The sequence below is a fragment of the Halomonas sp. C22 genome (genome assembly GCF_007655045.1).
Classification (GTDB): domain Bacteria; phylum Pseudomonadota; class Gammaproteobacteria; order Pseudomonadales; family Halomonadaceae; genus Vreelandella; species Vreelandella hamiltonii.
Genome location: NZ_VBVC01000004.1, coordinates 270,835 through 290,765, shown reverse-complemented (window position 1 = coordinate 290,765; position 19,931 = coordinate 270,835). Strand labels below are relative to the sequence as shown.

18 protein-coding genes are annotated in these 19,931 nt (G+C 59.0%); 3 read left to right on the top strand and 15 right to left on the bottom strand.

Annotated elements, in window-relative coordinates; genetic code table 11:
• Window positions 1-10: 10 nt before the first annotated feature.
• On the bottom strand, window positions 11-1,027 hold the full coding sequence (locus FEU76_RS10715; protein WP_096922990.1) for a DNA-binding protein: 1,017 nt from the start codon (window positions 1,025-1,027) through the stop codon (window positions 11-13).
• 221 nt (window positions 1,028-1,248) lie between these two features.
• On the opposite strand from FEU76_RS10715, the gene FEU76_RS10710 reads away from it, so the two are divergent.
• A complete protein-coding gene (locus FEU76_RS10710; RefSeq protein WP_144982803.1) occupies window positions 1,249-2,463 on the top strand; it encodes a site-specific integrase in 1,215 nt (404 codons plus the stop codon).
• A gap of 49 nt (window positions 2,464-2,512) precedes the next feature.
• Entirely contained in the window at window positions 2,513-2,929 is a 417-nt protein-coding gene (locus FEU76_RS10705; protein ID WP_096922992.1) for a SufE family protein, read from the top strand.
• Window positions 2,930-3,084: 155 nt separating this feature from the next.
• Here FEU76_RS10705 and yidD read toward each other — a convergent pair whose 3' ends face one another.
• The 10 genes from yidD to gorA form a co-directional block, all read right to left on the bottom strand.
• Window positions 3,085-3,357: a membrane protein insertion efficiency factor YidD gene (yidD, locus tag FEU76_RS10700; protein WP_205738359.1), complete on the bottom strand. Its 273-nt coding sequence runs from the start codon at window positions 3,355-3,357 to the stop codon at window positions 3,085-3,087.
• 64 nt (window positions 3,358-3,421) lie between these two features.
• Window positions 3,422-3,892 (bottom strand): phosphoribosyl-AMP cyclohydrolase, encoded by a 471-nt coding sequence (gene hisI, locus FEU76_RS10695; RefSeq protein WP_096922993.1) that lies wholly within the window; start codon window positions 3,890-3,892, stop codon window positions 3,422-3,424.
• Window positions 3,892-4,341, bottom strand: a complete 450-nt coding sequence (locus FEU76_RS10690; RefSeq protein WP_039177943.1) for a transcriptional repressor — start codon at window positions 4,339-4,341, stop codon at window positions 3,892-3,894. Before FEU76_RS10690 ends, hisI begins: the two co-directional genes overlap by 1 nt.
• Before the next feature lie 31 nt (window positions 4,342-4,372).
• A complete protein-coding gene (locus FEU76_RS10685; RefSeq protein WP_039177944.1) occupies window positions 4,373-5,371 on the bottom strand; it encodes an alpha-L-glutamate ligase-like protein in 999 nt (332 codons plus the stop codon).
• The gene (locus FEU76_RS10680) at window positions 5,368-6,891 is read right to left on the bottom strand and encodes an inactive transglutaminase family protein (protein ID WP_096922994.1); all 1,524 of its coding nucleotides are present in this window, start codon (window positions 6,889-6,891) and stop codon (window positions 5,368-5,370) included. The genes FEU76_RS10685 and FEU76_RS10680 overlap by 4 nt, the downstream gene beginning before the upstream one ends.
• 38 nt (window positions 6,892-6,929) lie before the next feature.
• Entirely contained in the window at window positions 6,930-7,766 is an 837-nt protein-coding gene (locus FEU76_RS10675; RefSeq protein WP_096922995.1) for an ATP-dependent zinc protease family protein, read from the bottom strand.
• 256 nt (window positions 7,767-8,022) lie between these two features.
• A complete protein-coding gene (locus FEU76_RS10670; RefSeq protein ID WP_016913836.1) occupies window positions 8,023-8,415 on the bottom strand; it encodes an ectoine synthase in 393 nt (130 codons plus the stop codon).
• A 43-nt stretch (window positions 8,416-8,458) separates the two neighbouring features.
• Window positions 8,459-9,727: a diaminobutyrate--2-oxoglutarate transaminase gene (gene ectB / locus FEU76_RS10665; RefSeq protein WP_144982800.1), complete on the bottom strand. Its 1,269-nt coding sequence runs from the start codon at window positions 9,725-9,727 to the stop codon at window positions 8,459-8,461.
• Window positions 9,728-9,823: 96 nt separating this feature from the next.
• Window positions 9,824-10,402, bottom strand: coding sequence for a diaminobutyrate acetyltransferase (ectA, locus tag FEU76_RS10660; protein ID WP_039177953.1), 579 nt, complete (start codon window positions 10,400-10,402; stop codon window positions 9,824-9,826).
• Between the two features lie 269 nt (window positions 10,403-10,671).
• A complete protein-coding gene (gene gorA / locus FEU76_RS10655) occupies window positions 10,672-12,081 on the bottom strand; it encodes a glutathione-disulfide reductase (RefSeq protein WP_144982797.1) in 1,410 nt (469 codons plus the stop codon).
• Window positions 12,082-12,237: 156 nt separating this feature from the next.
• On the opposite strand from gorA, the gene can reads away from it, so the two are divergent.
• Window positions 12,238-12,885: a carbonate dehydratase gene (can, locus tag FEU76_RS10650; RefSeq protein WP_081193195.1), complete on the top strand. Its 648-nt coding sequence runs from the start codon at window positions 12,238-12,240 to the stop codon at window positions 12,883-12,885.
• 15 nt (window positions 12,886-12,900) lie between these two features.
• Here can and FEU76_RS10645 read toward each other — a convergent pair whose 3' ends face one another.
• The 4 genes from FEU76_RS10645 to tamA are packed head-to-tail and all read right to left on the bottom strand — an operon-like array spanning window position 12,901 to window position 19,923.
• On the bottom strand, window positions 12,901-13,407 hold the full coding sequence (locus tag FEU76_RS10645; RefSeq protein WP_144982794.1) for a c-type cytochrome: 507 nt from the start codon (window positions 13,405-13,407) through the stop codon (window positions 12,901-12,903).
• A 32-nt stretch (window positions 13,408-13,439) separates the two neighbouring features.
• Window positions 13,440-14,060: a peptide-methionine (S)-S-oxide reductase MsrA gene (msrA, locus tag FEU76_RS10640; RefSeq protein WP_096923000.1), complete on the bottom strand. Its 621-nt coding sequence runs from the start codon at window positions 14,058-14,060 to the stop codon at window positions 13,440-13,442.
• Between the two features lie 10 nt (window positions 14,061-14,070).
• Entirely contained in the window at window positions 14,071-18,069 is a 3,999-nt protein-coding gene (tamB, locus tag FEU76_RS10635) for an autotransporter assembly complex protein TamB (protein WP_446718806.1), read from the bottom strand.
• A 9-nt stretch (window positions 18,070-18,078) separates the two neighbouring features.
• Window positions 18,079-19,923 carry an autotransporter assembly complex protein TamA gene (gene tamA, locus FEU76_RS10630; RefSeq protein ID WP_096923002.1) on the bottom strand — a complete coding sequence of 615 codons (1,845 nt, stop codon included), beginning with the start codon at window positions 19,921-19,923 and terminating at the stop codon, window positions 18,079-18,081.
• Between the last annotated feature and the right edge of the window lie 8 nt (window positions 19,924-19,931).

Here is a 19,931-nt window from a genome sequence, read left to right as displayed (position 1 = left end):
TTTCTGTGGCCTATTCCTGCGACCTAGAGGTCATGGCTTCCGGTAGCGCTGCCAGCTGTGCCTGCATAGCCTCCATTCGCTGCCACAATTGTTGTTGCCACTCTTCACGCCCTGCCGATTGCTGCTGCTCCGCCGCTAACGCCTGCCTTGCCTGATCGAGATTACGCTGAGCGGTTTCCAGTGCCACCTCCAGTGTTTCCTGGTGCCCCTGATGCGTTTGCAGCTGCTGCTCGAGCTTGCCGTTGTCCACCTGCAAACGGCTGACCGTATCGTTTTTATTGCGCAGCTCCTGCTCCAGCGTCTCGCTACGCTTTTCCCACTGCTGCAGACGTTTCTGCAGCGCTTTCTCTTCGTTGGCACGCTCCTGACGCAAGGTGTCCAGCAGCGCCATCAACCGCGCCTCGGCGGCTTCGTTACGCTGCTCCTCCTGTGCGAGGCGCTCCTCCCATGCCTGCTGCTTAGCCTCCAGTTGCATAGTGAAGTCCTCCTCGGCAGCCGTCAGGGCGCGCTGGGCGCCTTGCAGGTCAGCCAGGTGCTGCTCGGCATGCTTTGTGGCCTGCTGAGCCTGCTGCTGCCAATGCCGCTCGCGGGCCTGACACTCTGCCAGTTCACGATGCAGCTGTTCCAGGCGCTGTTCGGTGTGGCGCAGGTGCTCTGCCAGGGCGCTTTCTCGCTGTTCGGCATTGGCGGCCTGCTGGCGTGCTTCGGCGGCTTCCTGCTGAGCGTTTTCTACTTGCTTGTTGGCATCTTCGCGATAGTGCGACAGTGCCTCGTTGGCCAGCTCCTGCGCTTCACTCCATAGTTCACTCGCCACATTGGCCACCACTTCCGGGACGCCCTTGGGTGGGGGAACGTCACGATTCTGCTCACGTGCCGCCCGCCAGGTGCGGAAATGTTCGCTGATGGTGGTGAAGCTGCCGGTTCCCAGTACATCGCGTATGCGCTGCACGCTTGGAGAGTCGCCACGAGACAGCAGCGTATCGATTGCCTGCTGTACATCACTGTACTGAATGCCGTTCCGAGCCATGCCTGTTTGAATCCTTGAAGTGAGTCGCGCCTGAAATGTTCAGGATGGATATTTGCTATGCGCCATTGTCGTGTAAAAACGGACTCAACTCAATTATTACGTATTACATAAAACGTAATATTATTTATCTCAAAACCTATAAATTCAAGATTACCCATATTATCTTGAATTTATGTATCAAAAAGGCGATGCTGAGGGCTCTGATAGCGCGAGTTACCACCATGACCCAGCCACCTGTGCCGCTCTACGACTCAACGCACCTTGTGACCTTCGCCAACGGGCTGGAGATGGCCGAGCGGAAGGGCAGTGGCGACGTGTTTCCAGATATCGGGAGCAGGCTAACAACCACCGATTCAGCAACGCTCCATGTGTCGGCCGATAGCGACCATCAGGCCGTTTCGCATTGGCTGGCGGAGTACCAGGACAGCCCGCAAACCCTGAAGAGCTATCGTCGTGAAGCGGAGCGGCTGTTGCTCTGGCTGGCCAGTCAGGGGCGCGGGCTAAGGGAGGTGAACCGTGAAACGCTGCGGGACTACGAGGCATTTCTGGAAAACCCGCAGCCCAGGGAGATGTGGGTAGGACCCTCCAAACCACGCCACCATCCGGCGTGGCGGCCGTTTCGCGGCGGGCTGTCACCGGCAAGCCGACGCCAGACCCTCGTCATCCTGCAAGGGCTGTTTGGCTGGCTAGTGGAAGCAGGGTGGGTAGGCCACAACCCATTCGTGCTGATGCGCGACAAATCGCGCCGCCTCAATAATCAGACCCAACGTATCGAACGCTATCTGGAGCGACCGCTGTGGGACTGGCTATGGGCGTGGCTGAATACACGGCCCATGCCCGCGGATGCACGCGGCCGCTATGAACATGCGCGGCATCGCTTCATTTTCGGCTTTGCCTACCTATTGGCGCCGCGCATCCATGAGATGGCCAACGCCACCATGGACGATTTTCGGGTCAGTGAAGGGCGCTGGTGGTGGCATGTGATTGGCAAGGGCGGCAAGCAAGCGCGCATACCGCTGCCCGAGGACATGCAGGCGTGCTTGCAACAGTGGCGCCGGGCGCTGGGCTTAGCGGGCCTGCCCGGTGTTAGCGAACATGGTCCGCTGATCCGCGCGCTGGACAAGCAGCGCGGCATCAGCGACAACCAGCTCTATCGTTTGATCAAGGAGGCCTTCGGTGATGCGGCTCTGGCCCTTGAAGCAGAAGAGGGCAAGAGGGAGTATATCGATGCGCTACGCAAGGCCACCCCCCACTGGCTACGCCACACTTCGATTACCCATCAAGCCCTGGCGGGTGTCAGCCTGCGCTACCTGGCAGAAAACGCCCGCCACTCAAGACTGGATACCACCAGCCGCTACCTGCACACCGAAGCCCATGAGTGGCATGAGCAGCAGCAGCGGCATCGCTTGAAAACAGCACCCCCAGAACAGCCTTGAACCGTTATAATGTTGGCCTTCAACGCACTTACCCTGAAAAGGAACCACCATGACCACTTCCGGTGCCGAGCTCGCCCAACAAGAGCTGGTCGAAGAGTTTGAAATGTTCGATAACTGGATGGATCGCTACCAGTACATCATCGATATGGGGAAGCAGCTCCCGGCGTTTCCTGCTGACAAAATCACCGACGAATTCAAGATTCAAGGCTGCCAGTCAAACGTGTGGATGTGCCATGAAGAGCAGGGCGGCCGCTTGATCTTCAAGGCCAAGTCCGACGCTGCCATCGTCTCGGGGCTTATCGCGGTGCTGCTGCGCATTTATAGCGAGCGCACGGCAGAGGAAATCCAGCAGACGGAGCCGCATTTTCTGGCAGATCTGGCATTGGACAAGCACCTGTCACCCACCCGGAGCAACGGCCTGCATGCCATGCTGGAGCGCATCTATCAGGTGGCTAAACAGCATTAGATAAGCAATTTGCTAGGCTTTGTACGAAAAGTCGGCGAGCGATGGCCAGACAAGGCAAAAATCGGCGAAAAGACGGAGTTTACAAGGTGTACATGAGTACTTTGAGCCGATTTTTAACGCCGTATGGGCGAGCGTAGGCAGTTTTCGTACAAAGCCTAATGCTCTGTAGGTTTGGAGGAGGAGCCTGAGCAGCAGCCATCATCTTCCTTGCAAAGCTGCTCGCTGCGGCCGCCCGGTACCGGGTCCATGCCCCCCGCGCTGCCGGGGTGGCAACGCAGGATGCGCTTGAGCGCCATCCAGCCCCCTTTGAAAGGGCCATGCACCTGGATGGCTTCGATGGCATAGGACGAGCAGCTGGGCCAGTAGCGACAGCGGGGGCCCAAGAGCGGGCTGATCGTATATTGATAAAGCCGAACCAGGCCGACCATCAATAGTGACACTCCCTTGATCAACGCGTTCTTTACCGCCTTCAACGCTTTCAAGAGGGCGCCTTCAAGGGCTTTTTTTGCCATACAGCGTGGCGGGGTCGATCAAGGGCTGGCTGGTGATGGCGGCCTTGTGGGCATCCACCGCCACGTAAAAACAGCTGCGCCTGCCGGTATGACACGCAGGCCCCGTCTGGTCTACCTGCAGCAGCAGCGTATCGCCATCGCAATCCAGCGCAGCGCTTTTCAGATGCTGCTGCTGGCCGGACGTCTCACCCTTGCGCCAGAGCGCCTGACGAGAGCGAGAGTAGTAGCATACTCGTTGGGTAGTGAGCGTTTCTTCCAGCGCTTCCCGGTTCATCCAGGCCATCATGAGCACTTCGCCGCTGTCGTGCTGCTGTGCTATGGCAGGCAGCAGGCCATCCGAATTGAAGCGCACCGAGGCCAGGATGGTCGCCACATCGGGCAGCGTGTCTGAAGGGGAGGCGGACTCCAGCGACTTGAACAGATCGCCGTCGTACTGGTTGACTATGGACATCACGCGTTACTCGCAGGTCGGCACGCCTGGCACAAGCCCTGAAGCTCGATGGTCTGGCGCTCTACATGAAAGCCCTGGCGCTTGGCCAGCGCAGCCAGCTGGTCGCTGATTTCGTCCAGATGAAGCTCTTCCACATAACCACACTGACGGCAAATCAACAGTTGAAAGCCGTGGACGTGCTCCGGGCAGGCGCAGGCAACGTAAGCGTTCTGCGACTCGATGCGATGCACCAGCCCCTGGTCGATCAGGAACTCCAGCGCCCGATACACCGTCGGTGGCCGTGCGGCGGCATGCTCCGTGGAGAGCTGATCCAGCAGGTCGTAGGCTTTCAGGCCGCCACCATTTTCGGCGATCAACTCCAGCACCCGGCGGCGGATAGGGGTAAAGCGTACACCGCGAGTGTGGCACTGAGACTCGGCTTGTTGCAGTAACGTGTTGGCTTCAGTCATTGGACAGCTCGTTGAACATCATGGGCCTAGTCTACGCGCTTGCCGAAGAGGTGTCAGGCGTTTCCACCAGCTCGCTTCGCCGCGCAAAGTGATGCTGGGCAAACGCAACCCGCTTGGCAACGGGAACGTTATCTGGCTGCCGTTCGATCAAGTCCAGGCGGCGGCGCAGGCCTTCGCCATTGGTCATCTGGATGGCCAGGCCAGGGCGCGCGTTCAGCTCCAGAAGCATGGGGCCATGCTCCCGATCCAGCACCATATCGGTGCCGAGGTACCCCAGCCCGGTCATTTCATAGCAGCCCGCTGCGAGGTGCAGCAGCGTTTCCCACTGAGGTACCACCAGGCTAGCCAGATCATGCCCGGTGTCCGGGTGGCTGAAGCAGGGGCGGTCGAACTGCACACCGCGCAGCGCGGCTCCCGTGGCGATGTTCAGCCCTACACCCACTGCTCCCTGGTGGAGGTTGGCCTTGCCATCCGAGGCCGCCGTGGACAGGCGCATCATGGCCATGACCGGATACCCCTTGAACACGATGACGCGAATGTCCGGCACGCCTTCGTAGGTATACTCCAGCAGGCTCTCGTCGAAGTTGATCAGCGTTTCGATGACCGCGACGTCAGGGGAGCCCCCCAACGAATAGAGCCCCGAGAGCAGGTTCGAGACATGTCGCTCGATATCTTCCATGGTCAAGGAAGCGCCGCTGGGCTTGAAGAACAGGCCATCCTCGACCCGCTCGATCACCAGTATTCCCTTGCCGCCGCTGCCTTTGGCGGGCTTGATGACGAAACCATGGTGACCTACCAGCATCTCGCTCATGTGTTTGACGCCGAATTGCGTGGTCACGGTACCGATCAGTTTGGGCGTGGTAATGCCGTACTGCTCGGCCAGCAGCTTGGTCTTGAGCTTGTCATCCACCAGCGGATAAAGATGGCGCGCGTTATATCGGCCGATATAACGAATATTGCGCCGATTCATGCCAATGATGCCTTTATCCCTCAGCCTGGTCGGCCAGGTCCAGTTTTCGAACCAACTCATGAGGGCTTCTCGTCATCGGTGATGGGTTTGAAGCGACGCAGTTCCAGCAGGCGATAGCCGGTGTAGTTGCCCAGCAGCAGAATGAACGCCATCAGGATCAGCTGTACGCCAAGGAAGTTGAAGGTGATGTGGCGCACCCAGGGGTTGTTCATGGCCAGGTAAGCCAGCACCGCCGTGAGCAGGCTGCCGCCGCCCTGGATCAGTACTTGCTTGGGGCCTTCCTCTTCCCAGAGGATCGACATGCGTTCGATGGTCCAGGCAAGAATGATCATCGGGAAGAAGGTCACCGTCAGACCCGCACTCAGGCCCATGCGGTAGGCGAGTACCGTAAAGATGGAGATGATCGCGATGACCGTGATGATCACCGCCGACACCCTCGCCACCAGCAGCAGGTTGAGGTAGGAAAGGTAGTTGCGGATGATCAGACCAACGCTGACGATCAGCAGGAAACCGATCAGACCGGTCAACAGGGTGGTCTGGATAAAGGCCAGGGCAATCAGCACGGGCATGAAGGTGCCCGACGTTTTCACGCCCACCAGCACGCGCAAGAAGACCACCACCAGCGCGCCAATCGGGATCAGCAGAATCGTCTGGAACAGCGCTTGCTCTTCCAGGGGCAGGCTGTGAATCGAGAAGTTGAGCAGCGTATCATCGGAGTAGTGGTTGCGAACCGCCGCTGACGCGGGCTGATTGTGGGTCAGCATGGAGAACGATACTCGCGAGTTGGTACCGCCCTGTACTTCGAGCACGGCACGCCCGCCGGTTTCCCAGAGCAGCAGGTTCTCAGGGCGACCGCGCTCGCCGGTGGCAGGGTTGAACAACGCCCACTCTTCGGCGGTCTGGTCGAATACCTGGATCCAGCTACTCAGGTTCTGGCGACGCCGTCCATCCTCGAGCAGCAGGCCACTCACTTCACGGGCCTGAACGCCCGCCTGGTTGAGCAGACGTACGATCAGCGGCGAAGGCTGCATCTGGGTCAGCAATAGACGGGCATTTTCCCCTTGGCGTTCGCCAGTGATGTCGAGGATGAGCTCGCGGGCAAAGGTCGCGTTGTTGGCGCTACGCGCCCAGGCACGCTCGATGAGCTGGCTGGCGGCCGTGTCATAGGGGCTTTCCCAAGGGGTAATGCTGGGGATCCCTGGTGGCGTTTGAATGGGAGAGCGAGCGTCGGGGGATACCAGCATCTGCACGGAGTAGTAAAGCTGCTGACTACCGGCCGCATCACGAATGGTCCACTGCGCCTGACGACCCATCTCATCGGCCTGGTACGCCAATCCATAGCCGGAAGACGCAGTATTTTCAGTCAATACGCGGTAACCCGCCTGATGAGAAGGCAGCGCGAAGTCTACCTGCACCGGCCCGTTCTGCGCATTGAAATTGATGACGGCTTCGATTTCCCATACCTGCCGCTGTTCACCCGGAAACCAGGGTATTTCGAACTGCAGATGCCTATGCACACTGGTGGCAATACCCGCCAACAGCAGCAACCCAACGATAAAATAAAATGGTAACCGGGACATGATGATTCCTTTCAGCGTAAAGCGGCAGGGGAGTGATATTACTCTTCGGTATCGTCTTGATCGGCCGCTTCATCATCAGCCGCCTGCTCAGAAGGTTCACCGCCTGGAAATTCGGGGCGTTCATGAAGGTAGGTTTCCGCCACGTCGATAGTGGCAATGTCCATCATGAAGCGGCGACCCAGCAGCACCGGAAAATCCAGATGGGTACGGTCGTTCAGGGTGAACTCGACGTTCTCGCGGATCGGCCCCAGAGTCATCAGCAGCGAGATCACCGGACGCGACTCTTCGCCAGAAGCTTGCACGATTCTGACACGACGCTGGATGGGCGCCTCGATCCACTCGTCCCGAACGCGATCTACGACCACATCGTCTTCATTGAGTGCCAGCTTGAAGCGCACCCAGTTTTCACCGTCACGCTCAAAGCGCGTAATGTCCGAGGCGGACAGCGAGGAAGTATTGGCGCCAGAATCCACTCGGGCCTTGAGGTACGTCCCGATGCCGGGAAAGCCGACCCATTCGCTGCGCCCAAGCAGCGTCTTGCCGTCTTCGACGGCTTCTGTCGGACACTCTTCACGAATGATCACGGGCTCCTCACCACGTGCTTCGAGATTGGCGACATCGTCACGCAGCAGGCGCAGGAGGCTTCCCACTTCGCGCACGTCGGCGGTCAGGGTGCGCTGCTGGACAAGCTGCTGTTCATTGAGCGCCGAAGAAGCCTGACACTGTTGCTGCAAGCTGGATTCGAGTTCAAGGATACGCGTGTTGAACGACGCCTCGCTTAGTGGCGGGGGCTCATTCGATTCGGGCTGCGTCACTGCACAGCCTGCAAGCGACATCGACAAACCGGCCATTAGCCATAAAACACCTGAGCGCATAACGAGGGATATCCTTAAACAATAAGAGCACGAATGATAAGGAGAAGGGTATCTGCTTGTCCAACGTCACGACGGCTTTTCATGGGCTCGCAAGGTGTTTGCGGCACCCTATTTAACATAATATATATTATGCGAACTTATGTGCCTGAAAAGACGCGGATGAACGCTCATAGGCAGAACTGCAAGTGGCGCCAACCGACGACTGACGCAAAGCGGCCTGGCACCAGGCCAGGCCGCAAACACCTACGTCCGACGATCAGTCGTCAGCGGGTGCGTAGGATCCATCTTCACGGTGCACTTCGTTGCCGGTAATCGGCGGCGTGAACACACAGGCCAAGTGCATGGTCTTGTGGGCACGCAGCAAGTGCTCATCGTGCTGGTCGAGGATGTAGATGTCGCCCGGCTTGATGGGCCAGATCTTGCCATCTGCCAGGGTTTCCACTTCGCCTTCGCCTTCGATGCAGTAGACGGATTCGTAGTGGTGCTTGTAGTGAATATGAGTCTCGGTCCCTTCAAAGATGCGCGTGATATGGAACGAGAAATTGCCGCCGTCATTGGCCAATACCAGGCGCGTGCTATCCCAGTTGCCGTTTTCGGCCGTGACGAGACGGTCGGTCTTGCGAGCTTCTTCGATATTACGAACGATCATGGGCGTACTCCATAACGTGGCAGCCAAGGCGGCTGCCGTTCCATTAAGCGTTGATGACTTTCTTGACCGACGCTTCCAGAATATCCAGCGCTTCGAGCAGGTCGGCATCCGGAATGGTCAGCGGGCACAGACATTTGACCACTTCGCCATCCTGGCCACTGGTTTCGATGATCAGACCCTCCTCGAAAGCCTTGCTGGTGATCTTGTCGGCAATCTCACCCGAGACCACATCGATACCACGCATCAGGCCACGACCGCGCTCTGTAGCAGGCATGCCGTTCTCGCTGAGCAGCGCTGCCAGGGCCTTGAAACGTTCTTCGACGATACGCGCTTTACGCTGAACGTCGCGTTCGAAGGTATCGTTGGACCAGTATTTTTTCAGCGCCGCCGTGGCAGTCACCATGGCGAGATTGAAACCACGGAACGTACCGTTGTATTGGCCTGGCTTCCACTTGTCGAGCTCCGGGCGCATCAATACGTGGGCGAACGGCAAGCCAAAACCTGACAGCGACTTGGAGTTGGTCACGATGTCTGGCGTGATGCCTGCATGCTCGAAGCTGAAGAATTTGCCGGTACGGCCACAGCCTGCCTGAATGTCGTCCACGATGAGCAGAATGTCGTGGGCACGGCAAATCTGTTCCAGGCGCTTGAGCCACTCCAGGCCCGCCACGTTGATACCGCCCTCCCCCTGCACGGTCTCGACGATGACGCCGGCCGGAACATCGAGACCACCCGACTTGTCGTTGAGCAGCTTCTCGAAGTAATCCAGCGTATCGGCGTGCTCGCCCATGTAGCCATCGAACGGCAGAAAGCTGGCGCCCTGAGTGGGAATACCGCCGGTGGCTTCGCGGAACTTGCGATTACCGGTGGTGGCCAGTGCGCCCATGGTGACACCGTGGAAACCGTTGGTGAAGGTCACAATGTTATGGCGACCTTTAGCAACACGGGCCAGGCGAATGGCCGCTTCCACTGCATTGGTGCCTGTGGGCCCCGGCAGATGCACCTTGTAATCCAGACCCCGTGGTTTGAGGATCACATTTTCCAACGTTTCAAGATAGTCACGCTTGGCGCTGGTCCACATGTCCAGGCCATGTACGACACCATCCGTAGCCAGATAGTCGATCATTGCCTGCTTCAAGTGCGGGTTGTTATGACCGTAGTTGAGCGTGCCGGCACCGGCAAGAAAATCGATGTACTCACGCCCATTCTCATCGGTCAGGCGTGCGTTCTGGGCCTTTTTGAAGACGACAGGAAAAGAACGTGAATAGGTACGAACATTGGATTCCATGCGTTCGAGCGTCTGGGTCTGCATAAGCGACCTCCTTATCAGTCGGGTCTGGTTGGCCTGATCGGCAAAAAGTGGCAGCCGGGGCAACACAAGCGGGAAAACCGTTAACCTTGAAAGCTGTCAGAGACTGCCAGTTTGAAACGGGCCGATTCTTACCAGGTTTTCCGGATCGTGCTCTCCTCCGAGCTGCTCGGTCGAAAAGTATTCACGGCTGTTCAACGGGGCCTGCCAGCGGGCAGCCAAGCGGCGAAAGAGCCCCCAGGATGCCTGATTGTCAGGGGTGATGGTGGTTTCGAGGTGGTGCACGTCATCCAGTTCAGGACGCGACATGATCGCCTCTACCAGCCGCCGTGCAAGCCCTGTACCACGCGCTTTCTCGCCTACGGCGACTTGCCACAGGAAGTAGGTATCAGGGGCATTGTCTTTCACATAACCTGAGACGAAGCCGACGATCTCACCCTCTTCGTTGGTGGCCACCGCACAGGTATCTCGAAACTGGGTCGCCAGCAAAAGATAGGCATATGCGGAATTGACATCCAGCGGCGGGCACGCCTTGACCAGTTCGTAGATGCCCCAACCGTCATCGGCATTGGGCTTGCGAATGAACAGCGGCGCTTCGGCATGGCCCACGACGGCATCGGCCACGGTGGGTCTGGCGAGCTCTGCTGAGGGTGTAAAAGGCTTGATAGGCGTACTCATGGTTATGCTTCGCTGTAGCGAATTTGAGCTTCATTATAACAGCTGATTATGAGCAATTCAAAAATCATATTATTTATCCGAAGGTTTTCCATAATCCAGGATTATCAAAGTGGCCCTGCCGCTCACAGGACTGGCCTGCACGATCACGATTCACTGAGGATTCACTGAGGATTCACTGAGTCTAGAACACCCTCACGGATGCGCGAGACAAAAAAGGCGAGCATCAGCTCGCCTCTCTTTTTTGCACTGTTATCCTGGTGGCGCAACGTTCAATAGCGTGATGGAGTGCGTAAAGTGACAAACTCTTCAGCAGCCGTCGGGTGAATCCCTACGGTGCGATCGAAGTCTTCCTTGGTCAGCCCTGCGCGCACGGCAATGGCAATACCCTGGATCAGCTCCCCCGCCTCTTCACCTACCATATGAGCCCCCACCACGACGTCAGTCGCATCGTCGACGATCAGCTTCATCAACACACGCTCATCGCTCCCCGAGAGCGTGTGCTTCATGGGCTTGAAATCGGTGCGATAGACTCGGATGCCGTCGAACTGCTCTCTGGCGGCTTCTTCGGAGAGCCCTACCGTGCCGATATTGGGATGACAGAAAACGGCGGTCGGTATCGTGTGGTAATCCAGAGGTCGCGGAGCACGCTGATGAAAGTGTATGTCGACCAGCTGCATGGCTTCTGCCAGCGCGACGGGCGTCAGTTCAGGGCCCGCGGTCAAATCCCCCAAGGCCAGAACGGAGGGCACACGGGTCTGGAATCGAGCGTCTACCGGTACTTTGCCGTCCGCATCAAGCTCGATCTGCAGCGCCTCGAGTCCCAGTCCTGCCGTATTGGATTTTCGACCCGTCGCTGCCAGCACAGCGTCTACTTCCAATACGTCGCCGTTGGTCAGCTCCACTCGGAGCGCGCCACACTCCAGCGCATCGATACGAACGATGTTGACACCGAAATGAAGATTGACGCCTTTCTTGGCCATTTCCGCGCGGGTGAACTCCCGGACTTCTTGATCGAACCCTTTCAGGAACCTCTCACCGCGATAAATGAGGTGGGTGTCGCTCCCCAGCCCATTGAAGATGCTGGCAAACTCCACCGCGATATAGCCGCCCCCCAGCACCAGGAAACGCTCTGGGAAGCGTTCGAGATCAAACACCTGATTGGAGGTGAGCGCCAGTTCGCTGCCCGGGAACTCGGGCACCCATGGCCAGCCACCCGTCGCCAGCAGGATCTTCTCGGCACTGTAAGTGATTTCCTGACCCTCTTGGGTCAACACAACCTGGTGCGGCCCTGCCAACCGTGCACGGCCATTGAGCAGCGTGACGCCCGCACCTTCCAGCATACGCTGGTAAATGCCATTGAGACGCTTGATTTCGCTGGTCTTGTTGTCGCGCAAGGTGGACCAGTCAAAGGTCGGCGGCGCACTCATTTGCCAGCCAAAACCGGCCGCATCGTCAAAGCTATCGTGAAAATGCGCAGCGTAGGAGTAAAGCTTCTTGGGCACACAGCCCACGTTGACACAGGTGCCACCCAGGTAACGATCCTCAGCCACTGCTACCCGAGCGCCCGTCGCGGCGGCCATGCGCGCGGCACGCACCCCACCCGATCCCGCCCCAATCACCAGTAAATCGTAATCATGCGCCGTTTTGGCTGACCCGGTGTCTGACATCGTTTCTGACATGGTTGCTTCTACTCCTTGCTTGAAGCTGCCGCACTTGATAGGCAGCCCCCGATTGATCTGGAACTGACGAGACGCATAAAACTCGTTACTCTGTACGCCCTCGGCAGCATTGGCATGCTGCTTCTACGATGGAACCTGTGCTCCTGGGAGACTCAATTGTCCGATAAAATTGCCACGCTGCTGGAAAACAACCGCGCCTGGGCCGAGCGGATGTGTCAGGAAGACCCTGATTATTTCAAGCGCCTCTCGAGCCAGCAAAAGCCAGACTACTTGTGGATTGGCTGCTCCGATAGCCGCGTACCGGCCAATCAGATCATCGCGTTGCCGCCTGGCGAAGTGTTCGTTCACCGCAACGTCGCGAATCTTTTGCACCATACCGACATGAACGCCCTGTCGGTGGTGCAGTATGCGGTCGACGTCCTCAAGGTCAGTCATATCATGATCGTTGGCCACTACGGCTGCGGGGGCATCAAGGCCGCCGTCACCGGAGGCGAGTGCGGCGTTGTGGACTACTGGCTGCACTCGGTGCGTGAGCAGTACAACCAGCACCGCCAAACGCTGGAAGCCCTGCCTCTCGACGCGCAAATCGATCGAATGTGTGAACTCAACGTACAGGCGCAAGTGAACAGCCTGTGTCGCACCAAGATCCTCCAGCGCGCCTGGCAGCGTGGCCAGAAGATCTCGGTGCATGGTTGGGTATATGGCCTGGACGACGGCCGGGTGAAAGACCTCGATTGCACCATAAGCGGGCTCGAACAGGTCGAAACCCTCTACCGCATCGACCGCGTTCAGTCGGGCGATTGAGCATAGGCCATCGCGCTAGTTGTAGCGATAAGCGCGGTGGCAGCTCCGGCAGCTGAGACTCACGTCCGAAAAGGCCCGCGTAGCGGCACGGTAATCCTCCTGCTGTGCGGCCTCCACCAGGTCGGCTACTTTTTCTTCCAGGTCAACGAAGCCCGCTGAGAAATCTTCCCACTCCTGCCATATTTCCGGCCGAGCATCGGAACCACGCCCATGGGTGCCTTCGATGAAGGCAGGCAAGAAGTGCGCTTGCGTGGCTTTCTGCTGCAGCTCCTCCAGGCGAGGTTCGGCCCCACGAGCATCACGATTATTGACCAGGTCAAAACGCAGCTGACGCAGTAGCCGCTCCAGATCCTTAAGCTCATCCTGACGCCAAATGACGGCGTCTCGTTCGCTGGCAAAAGGCGTGCCCTCTGCCGAGGTCGGCATATCCGACGGGCTGGCTTGAGCCATGGAGCCCATCATCAAAAGTACGCACCCTGCCAGGCTGCTGTGCCATACATCATTGCGTCTACGCTGCCGCATCGTTAGTTTCCTGTTCAAACGGATATCGTGGGCTAGCCAATGGCACAGGTCACACCCGTACCCTTCAACCCGCAGTAGCCGCCGGGATTTTTATCGAGGTACTGCTGGTGATACGCCTCGGCATAGTAGAACGTATCCAGCGGTTTGATTTCGGTGGTGATACGCCCTTTGCCCGCCGCTTCCAGCGCCTGTTGAAACGCGGCTGCACTCTGCTGGGCACGCGCCAACTGCTGCTCGGTGGTGGTGAAGATCGCTGAACGGTACTGGCTGCCGATATCGTTACCCTGGCGATTCCCTTGAGTGGGATCGTGCTCTTCCCAGAAAATCTGCAGCAGCTTTTCCAGCCCGATCACACTCGGATCATAAACGACCCGCACGACTTCCGTATGACCGGTAAGCCCGGTACAGGTCTCCTGATAAGTGGGGTTGGGAGTGGTACCGCCCGCATAACCTGCAGCCGTGACGACCACACCGGGCTGCCGCCAGAAAAGACGCTCCACGCCCCAGAAGCAGCCCATCCCCAGCACGATTTCCTCGCAGCCAGCTGGAAATGGCGGATGTAGCGACGCCCCCGTCACGGTATGCACCTCACTGGTCTCGATAGGCGTGCTGCGGCCTTCGGGTGCCGTCTGGCGAGATGTAAAAAACGACATCGATGTTCTCCTATTGCTGCGGATAGACGTAAGGATCGCCCGAGCGGGTAAAGGTGTAAATCAGGTCAACCGCTTGATTCGCACCAGACACCGCCTGGAGGTACAAGTTCCGCCACAGGGTGTAGCGCAGCGTCAGCTCAGCGATGGGTGAGAAAATGCCTACCCCGTAGCTGATGCGCAGGTCATCGGTCAATTGACCACTGACGGCAACCTGACTTTCATCGCCAGCCCCCGTGGTATCCAGCGTCAGGTCATCGATCCCGAAGGCTTGTCCCAGAGATCCGACAGCCCCACCGGTCCGACCCAATGACATGCCGATCAGTGCCGTGGTCAAAGCACTATCGATACCGCCACCCGAGGCGTCGGGAGCACGACCACGCAACAGATACGAAAGCGCGCGGGTCTCGTCCATGGAGGGCTCGGCAAAGATCAACACGTTCGGCTCTTCGGCGTTGCCCGAGACCCGCAGCCCGGCAATGACCTCGTCCTCGGTGATGTCCGGGTTACGGATCGCTTCGAAATCCAGCACGGGCAAGCCAGGCGGACCGCTGAACAGCAGTTGCCCACGCCGGATCAGCAAGTCCTGCCCAAAGGCCTGGAAACGGCCATCGACCAGATTCACATCACCAAACAGTTGCAGCACACCGCTCTCCTGGCGTATCTCCAGGCTACCTCCCAAGCCTGACTCCAGACCGTAGGCGGAAATCTGCATATCGCGACCCAGGGTCAAGGTGATCAGGACATCGATGGCCATGCCCGTAGCCGCCAGTTCCTGTGCGGCGCTGGGATCTTCACCCACCTCGATGGCGCGCTGGCGCGCCTGTTCGGCTTCTCGATCATCACGTTCGGTAATGATGATTTCATCAGGGCTGGGTGACGTGGCCGACGAGGGAAGATCGCCTATTTCCAGCCGCGCCCAGGGCAAATCGACATTGCCTCTGACCTGCAAACGCTCTGGCGTGATACGCACACGAATATCCGGCGCAGCTTCCAGGCGGCCAAACTGGGGCAGCACCACCAGCAGGGGCTCTCGAGAGGCATTGAGGTCTACACCAATCCGCCACGCATCGCTGGCCGGCCAGTAAGCCTCGCCAGTGATATTCAGCCGCCCTCTTTCCGCGGCCACGAAGCCGTCGATATCGCCTTGTTCGCCGTCGAACGTGATGCTGATTTCACCGTCCTGTACATCCACCGGAATATCTGGGCCGTGTACACGTAGGCCACGTAGGGCGAGCTGACCCTGCAGATCGGGTTGCTGAGTGCTACCGGCAATCTGAACGTTGCCATTCAATGCCCCCTCCAGGCGGTCCATGCCCAGCATCATCGGGCGATAGGGCTCCAGAGAGACGTTGTTGGCCCGCAGCTCACCCGCTAAAGCACCCTGCCCCAGAGGGTCGTTGACGGAGACGTTGAGCGTCATTTCTCCGGCCTCGGACAGTGAGAGCAACAGGTTGGCATCCGCCTGTGATTGGTTGGCCTCGATTTGGGTATCCAGGCTCAATACCGGCAGGGCCACCGGCTGGCCGTAATCGTTGATGGCGGTAATCGCCAGCTCACTGAGCACCTGCACGTCGGCTTGCCAGCGCGCACCACCCTGACGCCAGCTGGCCGCCAGCTCGGCGGTTGTGGCGCCTTCGAAGCTCCACTCTTCGGGCAGGAAAGGCTCGAGCATCTCCATGGGAACTTCGCTGAGCCGGAGGCTGGCCTGCCCTTGCTCTGCCGACGCTGTCATGGGGCCATCCGAGCAGATCAGGCCACCTTCCAGCCGCCGCAAGCAGAATGGCGACAGCCGCGCTTGACCATTGGCCAGGTTGTAGCCGATATCCAGCGGCGCCTCGAGGCGAATACTGCCCGCCTCACTGTCCAGCTCCAGCGGCATCAGCCGGGCTTGATACTGCTCGGCGGCCTGATTGAAGCGCCCGCTCAGGGCGAGCGATGCGGCGCTGAGCACGTTGCCTGGCGCACCGTCGACAGTGACGTTCAGGGTGTGCTGGGACAAGCGCCCGTTCAGATTGATGGCCAGATTGGATAACGCCTGACCACCGGCATTGACGTTTTGAGCATCGAGTTCGATACGCAAGGTGGGATCATCTATCCCTTGTACATTGGCTGCCAAACCCAGGTTGTCGATACGATTCTCTGCAAATCTCAGCTGGTTGCCGGTCAGCCTTGCCACCAGCGCGGGTGCGCTGAAGCTGCCGGTGGCACGCAGGTCACCATTGAGGCGCCCTGCCAGCTCCGGATGCAGCGTTTGCAGTTCGGTGAGCGCAATATCCGCCTGCAGCGACATGGCTTGTTCACTCACTTGGCCGGAAGCCGTCAAGCGGTTGTTACCCTGGGTGAACAGCAGTCGTTCGATATCGACTTCCAGATCGCTATTGGCCTCCAGCGCGGCCGCCAGCGTCAGCGGATACTCTTGCAGCTCACCGTCGATGGCCAGCTCAGGGAGAGCGATGTCCCAACGCTCTCCCTGCTGCTGAACGCTGGCAGTAATGCGCCCATTCAGGTTGCCTTCCAGCTGATCGACGAATAGCGAGGGATCAAGGTTACTCAATTGCACATTGGCATCGATGCGCAGTGCGTCGGCCCAGTTCACTTGGCCTTCGCTGGTCAAGCGGCTCTCTTCGATACGCAGATTCAAGGGCGCCCAGCGGAAGGAAGTCATGTCACCCTCGCCGGTCAAGTCGATGGAAGTACCCGGCACTTGAGGTGCCTGGGTATCGACCAGCAGTCTGACGGCGTAGGCATCCAAGTTGCCGTTGATGGTCAAATCCAACGCCTGCGCCACGTAGGTGTTGTCTGCATCACGCTCCATGCTTTCCAACGGCCACTCGACGCGTTCGCTTTGCAAACGCGCGGTAAAGGGCACATCAGGCGCGAGGACATCTGCCTCGGCCGCCAGGGTCGCGTTGATCTGCCCCGACACATCCAGCTCCGCCGACAGATCCGCCAGCGAGCCCGAAAGCCTTAGCGTCAGCGTTTCTCCGCTCAAGGCCGGGAAGAGTTCCGGCAACAGGAGTACGCTTTGCAACTCGGCCTCCAACGGGTAATCGTCTACCAGCGTTACCTCCGCCATCAATCGTGCCGTGGCATCTTGGGTATCCACTTCAAGCGTAGAAAGCACCACGTTGTCACGCTCTGCATGTCCAGCCAGCAGCACCCGCTCCACATTGTAGGTAAACGCACCGGCCACGCTGATATCAGTGACCAGCAACGACGTAATGGCGACATCAATAGGGAGCTCGATGGCAGGCAGCGACAGCCGTTCACGCGGTGCCAGGGAACCCGCTATTGGATCCTCGTCGTGGGGCTGACTCACTTGGATGGCACTATCGATACCGACGGCTGTCAGCGGAGTGTCGATATCCTCCGTAAGCTGCCCACCTGGAGACAGCGGCAGATGAACGGCCAAGCGTTCGAGGCGAGTCGGTTCGATGATGACCTGCTGCTGCGCGGCGGAGATGGAGGTAGTAAAGCGCTCCCAAGCCACATGAGTGCCATCGGCCAAGTGCAGCTGAACGTCGCTGAGATCGATATCGCGCAGTTCGATGGGGAATGGCAAATGAATGCGCGAGAGCGGTGCCGATTCACTGTCGGGCTCTTCAGATGCATCGCTGGCAGTCAGGCGGATATCGGCACCTGAAAGATGCAACCTTTCCAGGCATAGCCTTCCCGATAGCAGGCAGTCATCTGCCCAGACAAGCTCCACCCGATCCAGGGTCACCCGAGTGCCGCCCATCGCCAAGTGAAAGCCCTGAAGTCGGAAGCTCTCCAGCAGCGCGCCTTCTTGCTGCTCGTAGCTGAACCAGCCACGCTGCTCGCCTTGCGAAAACAGCTGCCCTGTCCCCCAGGGGGAAAGCGCCGTCCCCAGCAGCAGCGCTACCAGGCCCAGCACCCAAAGGGGTAGCCATATGACCAGCCTCAGCAGACTCCACAGCGTCAGCCACAGACGACGCCGGGTAGAGAGCATCTCGCGGTTTGGGGGTGTCGTTACATCAACCTTGGCCAAAGAGCTCTCCTAGAATTCTGGTCCGATCGAAAAGTGCACTCGGTAGTCATCGTCGTTGTCGAACGGGTGCGCAACGTCAAAACGTATTGGGCCCACCGGCGATACCCAGCGCACGCCTACCCCTGCCCCGGTTTTCAGCTCCTCGGGGCCCCAGTTATCGAATGCATCACCGCTGTCGATGAAGGTAGCGCCCCACCAGTCGCCTGTCACACGGCGCTGATATTCCAGGGTGGACGTCAGCATCTGCTGACCGCCGCGCAAACGACCCTGCTCATTACGGGGCGATAGGCTTTCGTAGGAGTACCCGCGCACGCTGCGATCCCCTCCGGCAAAAAAGCGCAGCGATGGGGGCAGCTTGTCGAAGTCATCGGTTTCGATAGCCCCGATGCTCAGGCGAGCCACGAAGCGGTTGTCGCTGCCCAGCATACGAATCCATTCGGTGTCTCCCGTAAGACGGGCAAAGTCGGCATCGGAGCCCCAGGCACTGTCGGAGTATTCTAGTGACAGCTGCTGGCGATCCCCCCAGAGGGGAAAGCGCTGGGGGCGAGTCCGTGTGCGCGACCATTGAATGCCGGGATAGAAAAGCCATACCTGGTCGGCCTGACCCCCTTGGGTAAAGTCCTCATAGGTGGTTCTGAAGTAAAGCGTTTGCACCCAGCGGTTCTCGAACTCCCAGCGACGCGCTACCTCGACCGTACCCTGCAGTGAGCGGGTATCGCTGTCATCGATATTGCGCACGCCGTACTGGAGGCGATAGTTATCGCGGATCGGGTCTTCTAGCGGAATGTTATACACCCCGGTGAAGCGCTGTTCCGGCGCTGAGAGGTAGAGATTGTGTTCCAGACTGTGGCCCAACGAATTGATCCACGGCTGACGCCAGCCAAAACGCAGCCTGGGGCCTACATCGGTGGCAAACCCTATCCCCACCTCGTACTGATGGCGGTCGGCGGGTTGCACGTTGACATCAACAGGAAGGCGCGTATCGTCGCGGCTATGAAGACTCAGCGCGCTGGCCAGTGCCGCACCGCTGATACGCGGCCGAACAGGCTGTGAGGCCACGGCTTCGCTCCACCAGGGGGAGCCTCCCGTTGGCGGCGCAATGATCAGTTCCCGAGCGGTTTCAAGGCGTGGTCGCACCGACACCGAGCTGAACCAGCCGGTTTCGGCCAGGCGCTGGTTGTAGAGGGCCAGGGACTCCGCCAGGTAAGGGTCGCCTTCGTCGAATGTCTGCATCTGTCGCAGGCGTTCAGGGTCGATGTGACTACCGGTAATCAGCGTATTGCCGAACTGGTAGCGAGGCCCGCTATCGAACCCCATGTAGAGTCTGGCACTTTCCAGGTAGGGACGTACTTCCATACGGCGGTCCGAAAACCCCCAGTCGAAATAGCCGCGCTCGATGGCCAGCCCGGAAAACTGGTTGCGCAGTCGGTCCCAGGGTGCGTGACGCAAAGGGTCTCCCACTTTGAGCGGAAAGTCGTCTAGCGCTTCCTGGAAGGGGGGGTCATCCGCCGCATCGCCAGTGACGTTGATCTCGAGTACGTCTATCGTCACCCGTGGCCCAGGCTCGATACGAACGGCAATCGGAGTCTCTTCGAGAGAGACACGCACCTCGGGCTGGTAATAGCCATATACCCGCATGGCTTCCTGAGTGCGCTGGCGAATTTCACCTTCCAAGCGCACATCGGTGTACTGTTCGGCGTCGATGTTTTCCAGATAGGCATCGATATTGTTACGCACTTGCTGATCGACACCGCTGATGTTGGCTTCCAGCCCCCATACCGACACCGAAGCCGCCAATAACGGTAGTGCACAAGCCATGCGCACCATGCCAGGCCATTGCCGTTGTCTTCCCATACGTCTTT

What these genes read in the sequence shown, in the direction of transcription:
- gorA (WP_144982797.1), bottom strand. Translation starts at nt 12,081, where the DNA reads ATGTCAGAAACGATGTCAGACACCGGGTCAGCCAAAACGGCGCATGAT.
- ectB (WP_144982800.1), bottom strand. Translation starts at nt 9,727, where the DNA reads ATGCAGACCCAGACGCTCGAACGCATGGAATCCAATGTTCGTACCTAT.
- hisI (WP_096922993.1), bottom strand. Translation starts at nt 3,892, where the DNA reads ATGTCCATAGTCAACCAGTACGACGGCGATCTGTTCAAGTCGCTGGAG.
- msrA (WP_096923000.1), bottom strand. Translation starts at nt 14,060, where the DNA reads ATGTCGTTTTTTACATCTCGCCAGACGGCACCCGAAGGCCGCAGCACG.
- FEU76_RS10705 (WP_096922992.1), top strand. Translation starts at nt 2,513, where the DNA reads ATGACCACTTCCGGTGCCGAGCTCGCCCAACAAGAGCTGGTCGAAGAG.
- FEU76_RS10690 (WP_039177943.1), bottom strand. Translation starts at nt 4,341, where the DNA reads ATGACTGAAGCCAACACGTTACTGCAACAAGCCGAGTCTCAGTGCCAC.
- ectA (WP_039177953.1), bottom strand. Translation starts at nt 10,402, where the DNA reads ATGAGTACGCCTATCAAGCCTTTTACACCCTCAGCAGAGCTCGCCAGA.
- tamA (WP_096923002.1), bottom strand. Translation starts at nt 19,923, where the DNA reads ATGGGAAGACAACGGCAATGGCCTGGCATGGTGCGCATGGCTTGTGCA.
- FEU76_RS10675 (WP_096922995.1), bottom strand. Translation starts at nt 7,766, where the DNA reads ATGCGCTCAGGTGTTTTATGGCTAATGGCCGGTTTGTCGATGTCGCTT.
- FEU76_RS10715 (WP_096922990.1), bottom strand. Translation starts at nt 1,027, where the DNA reads ATGGCTCGGAACGGCATTCAGTACAGTGATGTACAGCAGGCAATCGAT.
- FEU76_RS10680 (WP_096922994.1), bottom strand. Translation starts at nt 6,891, where the DNA reads ATGTCCCGGTTACCATTTTATTTTATCGTTGGGTTGCTGCTGTTGGCG.
- FEU76_RS10685 (WP_039177944.1), bottom strand. Translation starts at nt 5,371, where the DNA reads ATGAGTTGGTTCGAAAACTGGACCTGGCCGACCAGGCTGAGGGATAAA.
- FEU76_RS10645 (WP_144982794.1), bottom strand. Translation starts at nt 13,407, where the DNA reads ATGCGGCAGCGTAGACGCAATGATGTATGGCACAGCAGCCTGGCAGGG.
- yidD (WP_205738359.1), bottom strand. Translation starts at nt 3,357, where the DNA reads ATGGTCGGCCTGGTTCGGCTTTATCAATATACGATCAGCCCGCTCTTG.
- FEU76_RS10670 (WP_016913836.1), bottom strand. Translation starts at nt 8,415, where the DNA reads ATGATCGTTCGTAATATCGAAGAAGCTCGCAAGACCGACCGTCTCGTC.
- FEU76_RS10710 (WP_144982803.1), top strand. Translation starts at nt 1,249, where the DNA reads ATGACCCAGCCACCTGTGCCGCTCTACGACTCAACGCACCTTGTGACC.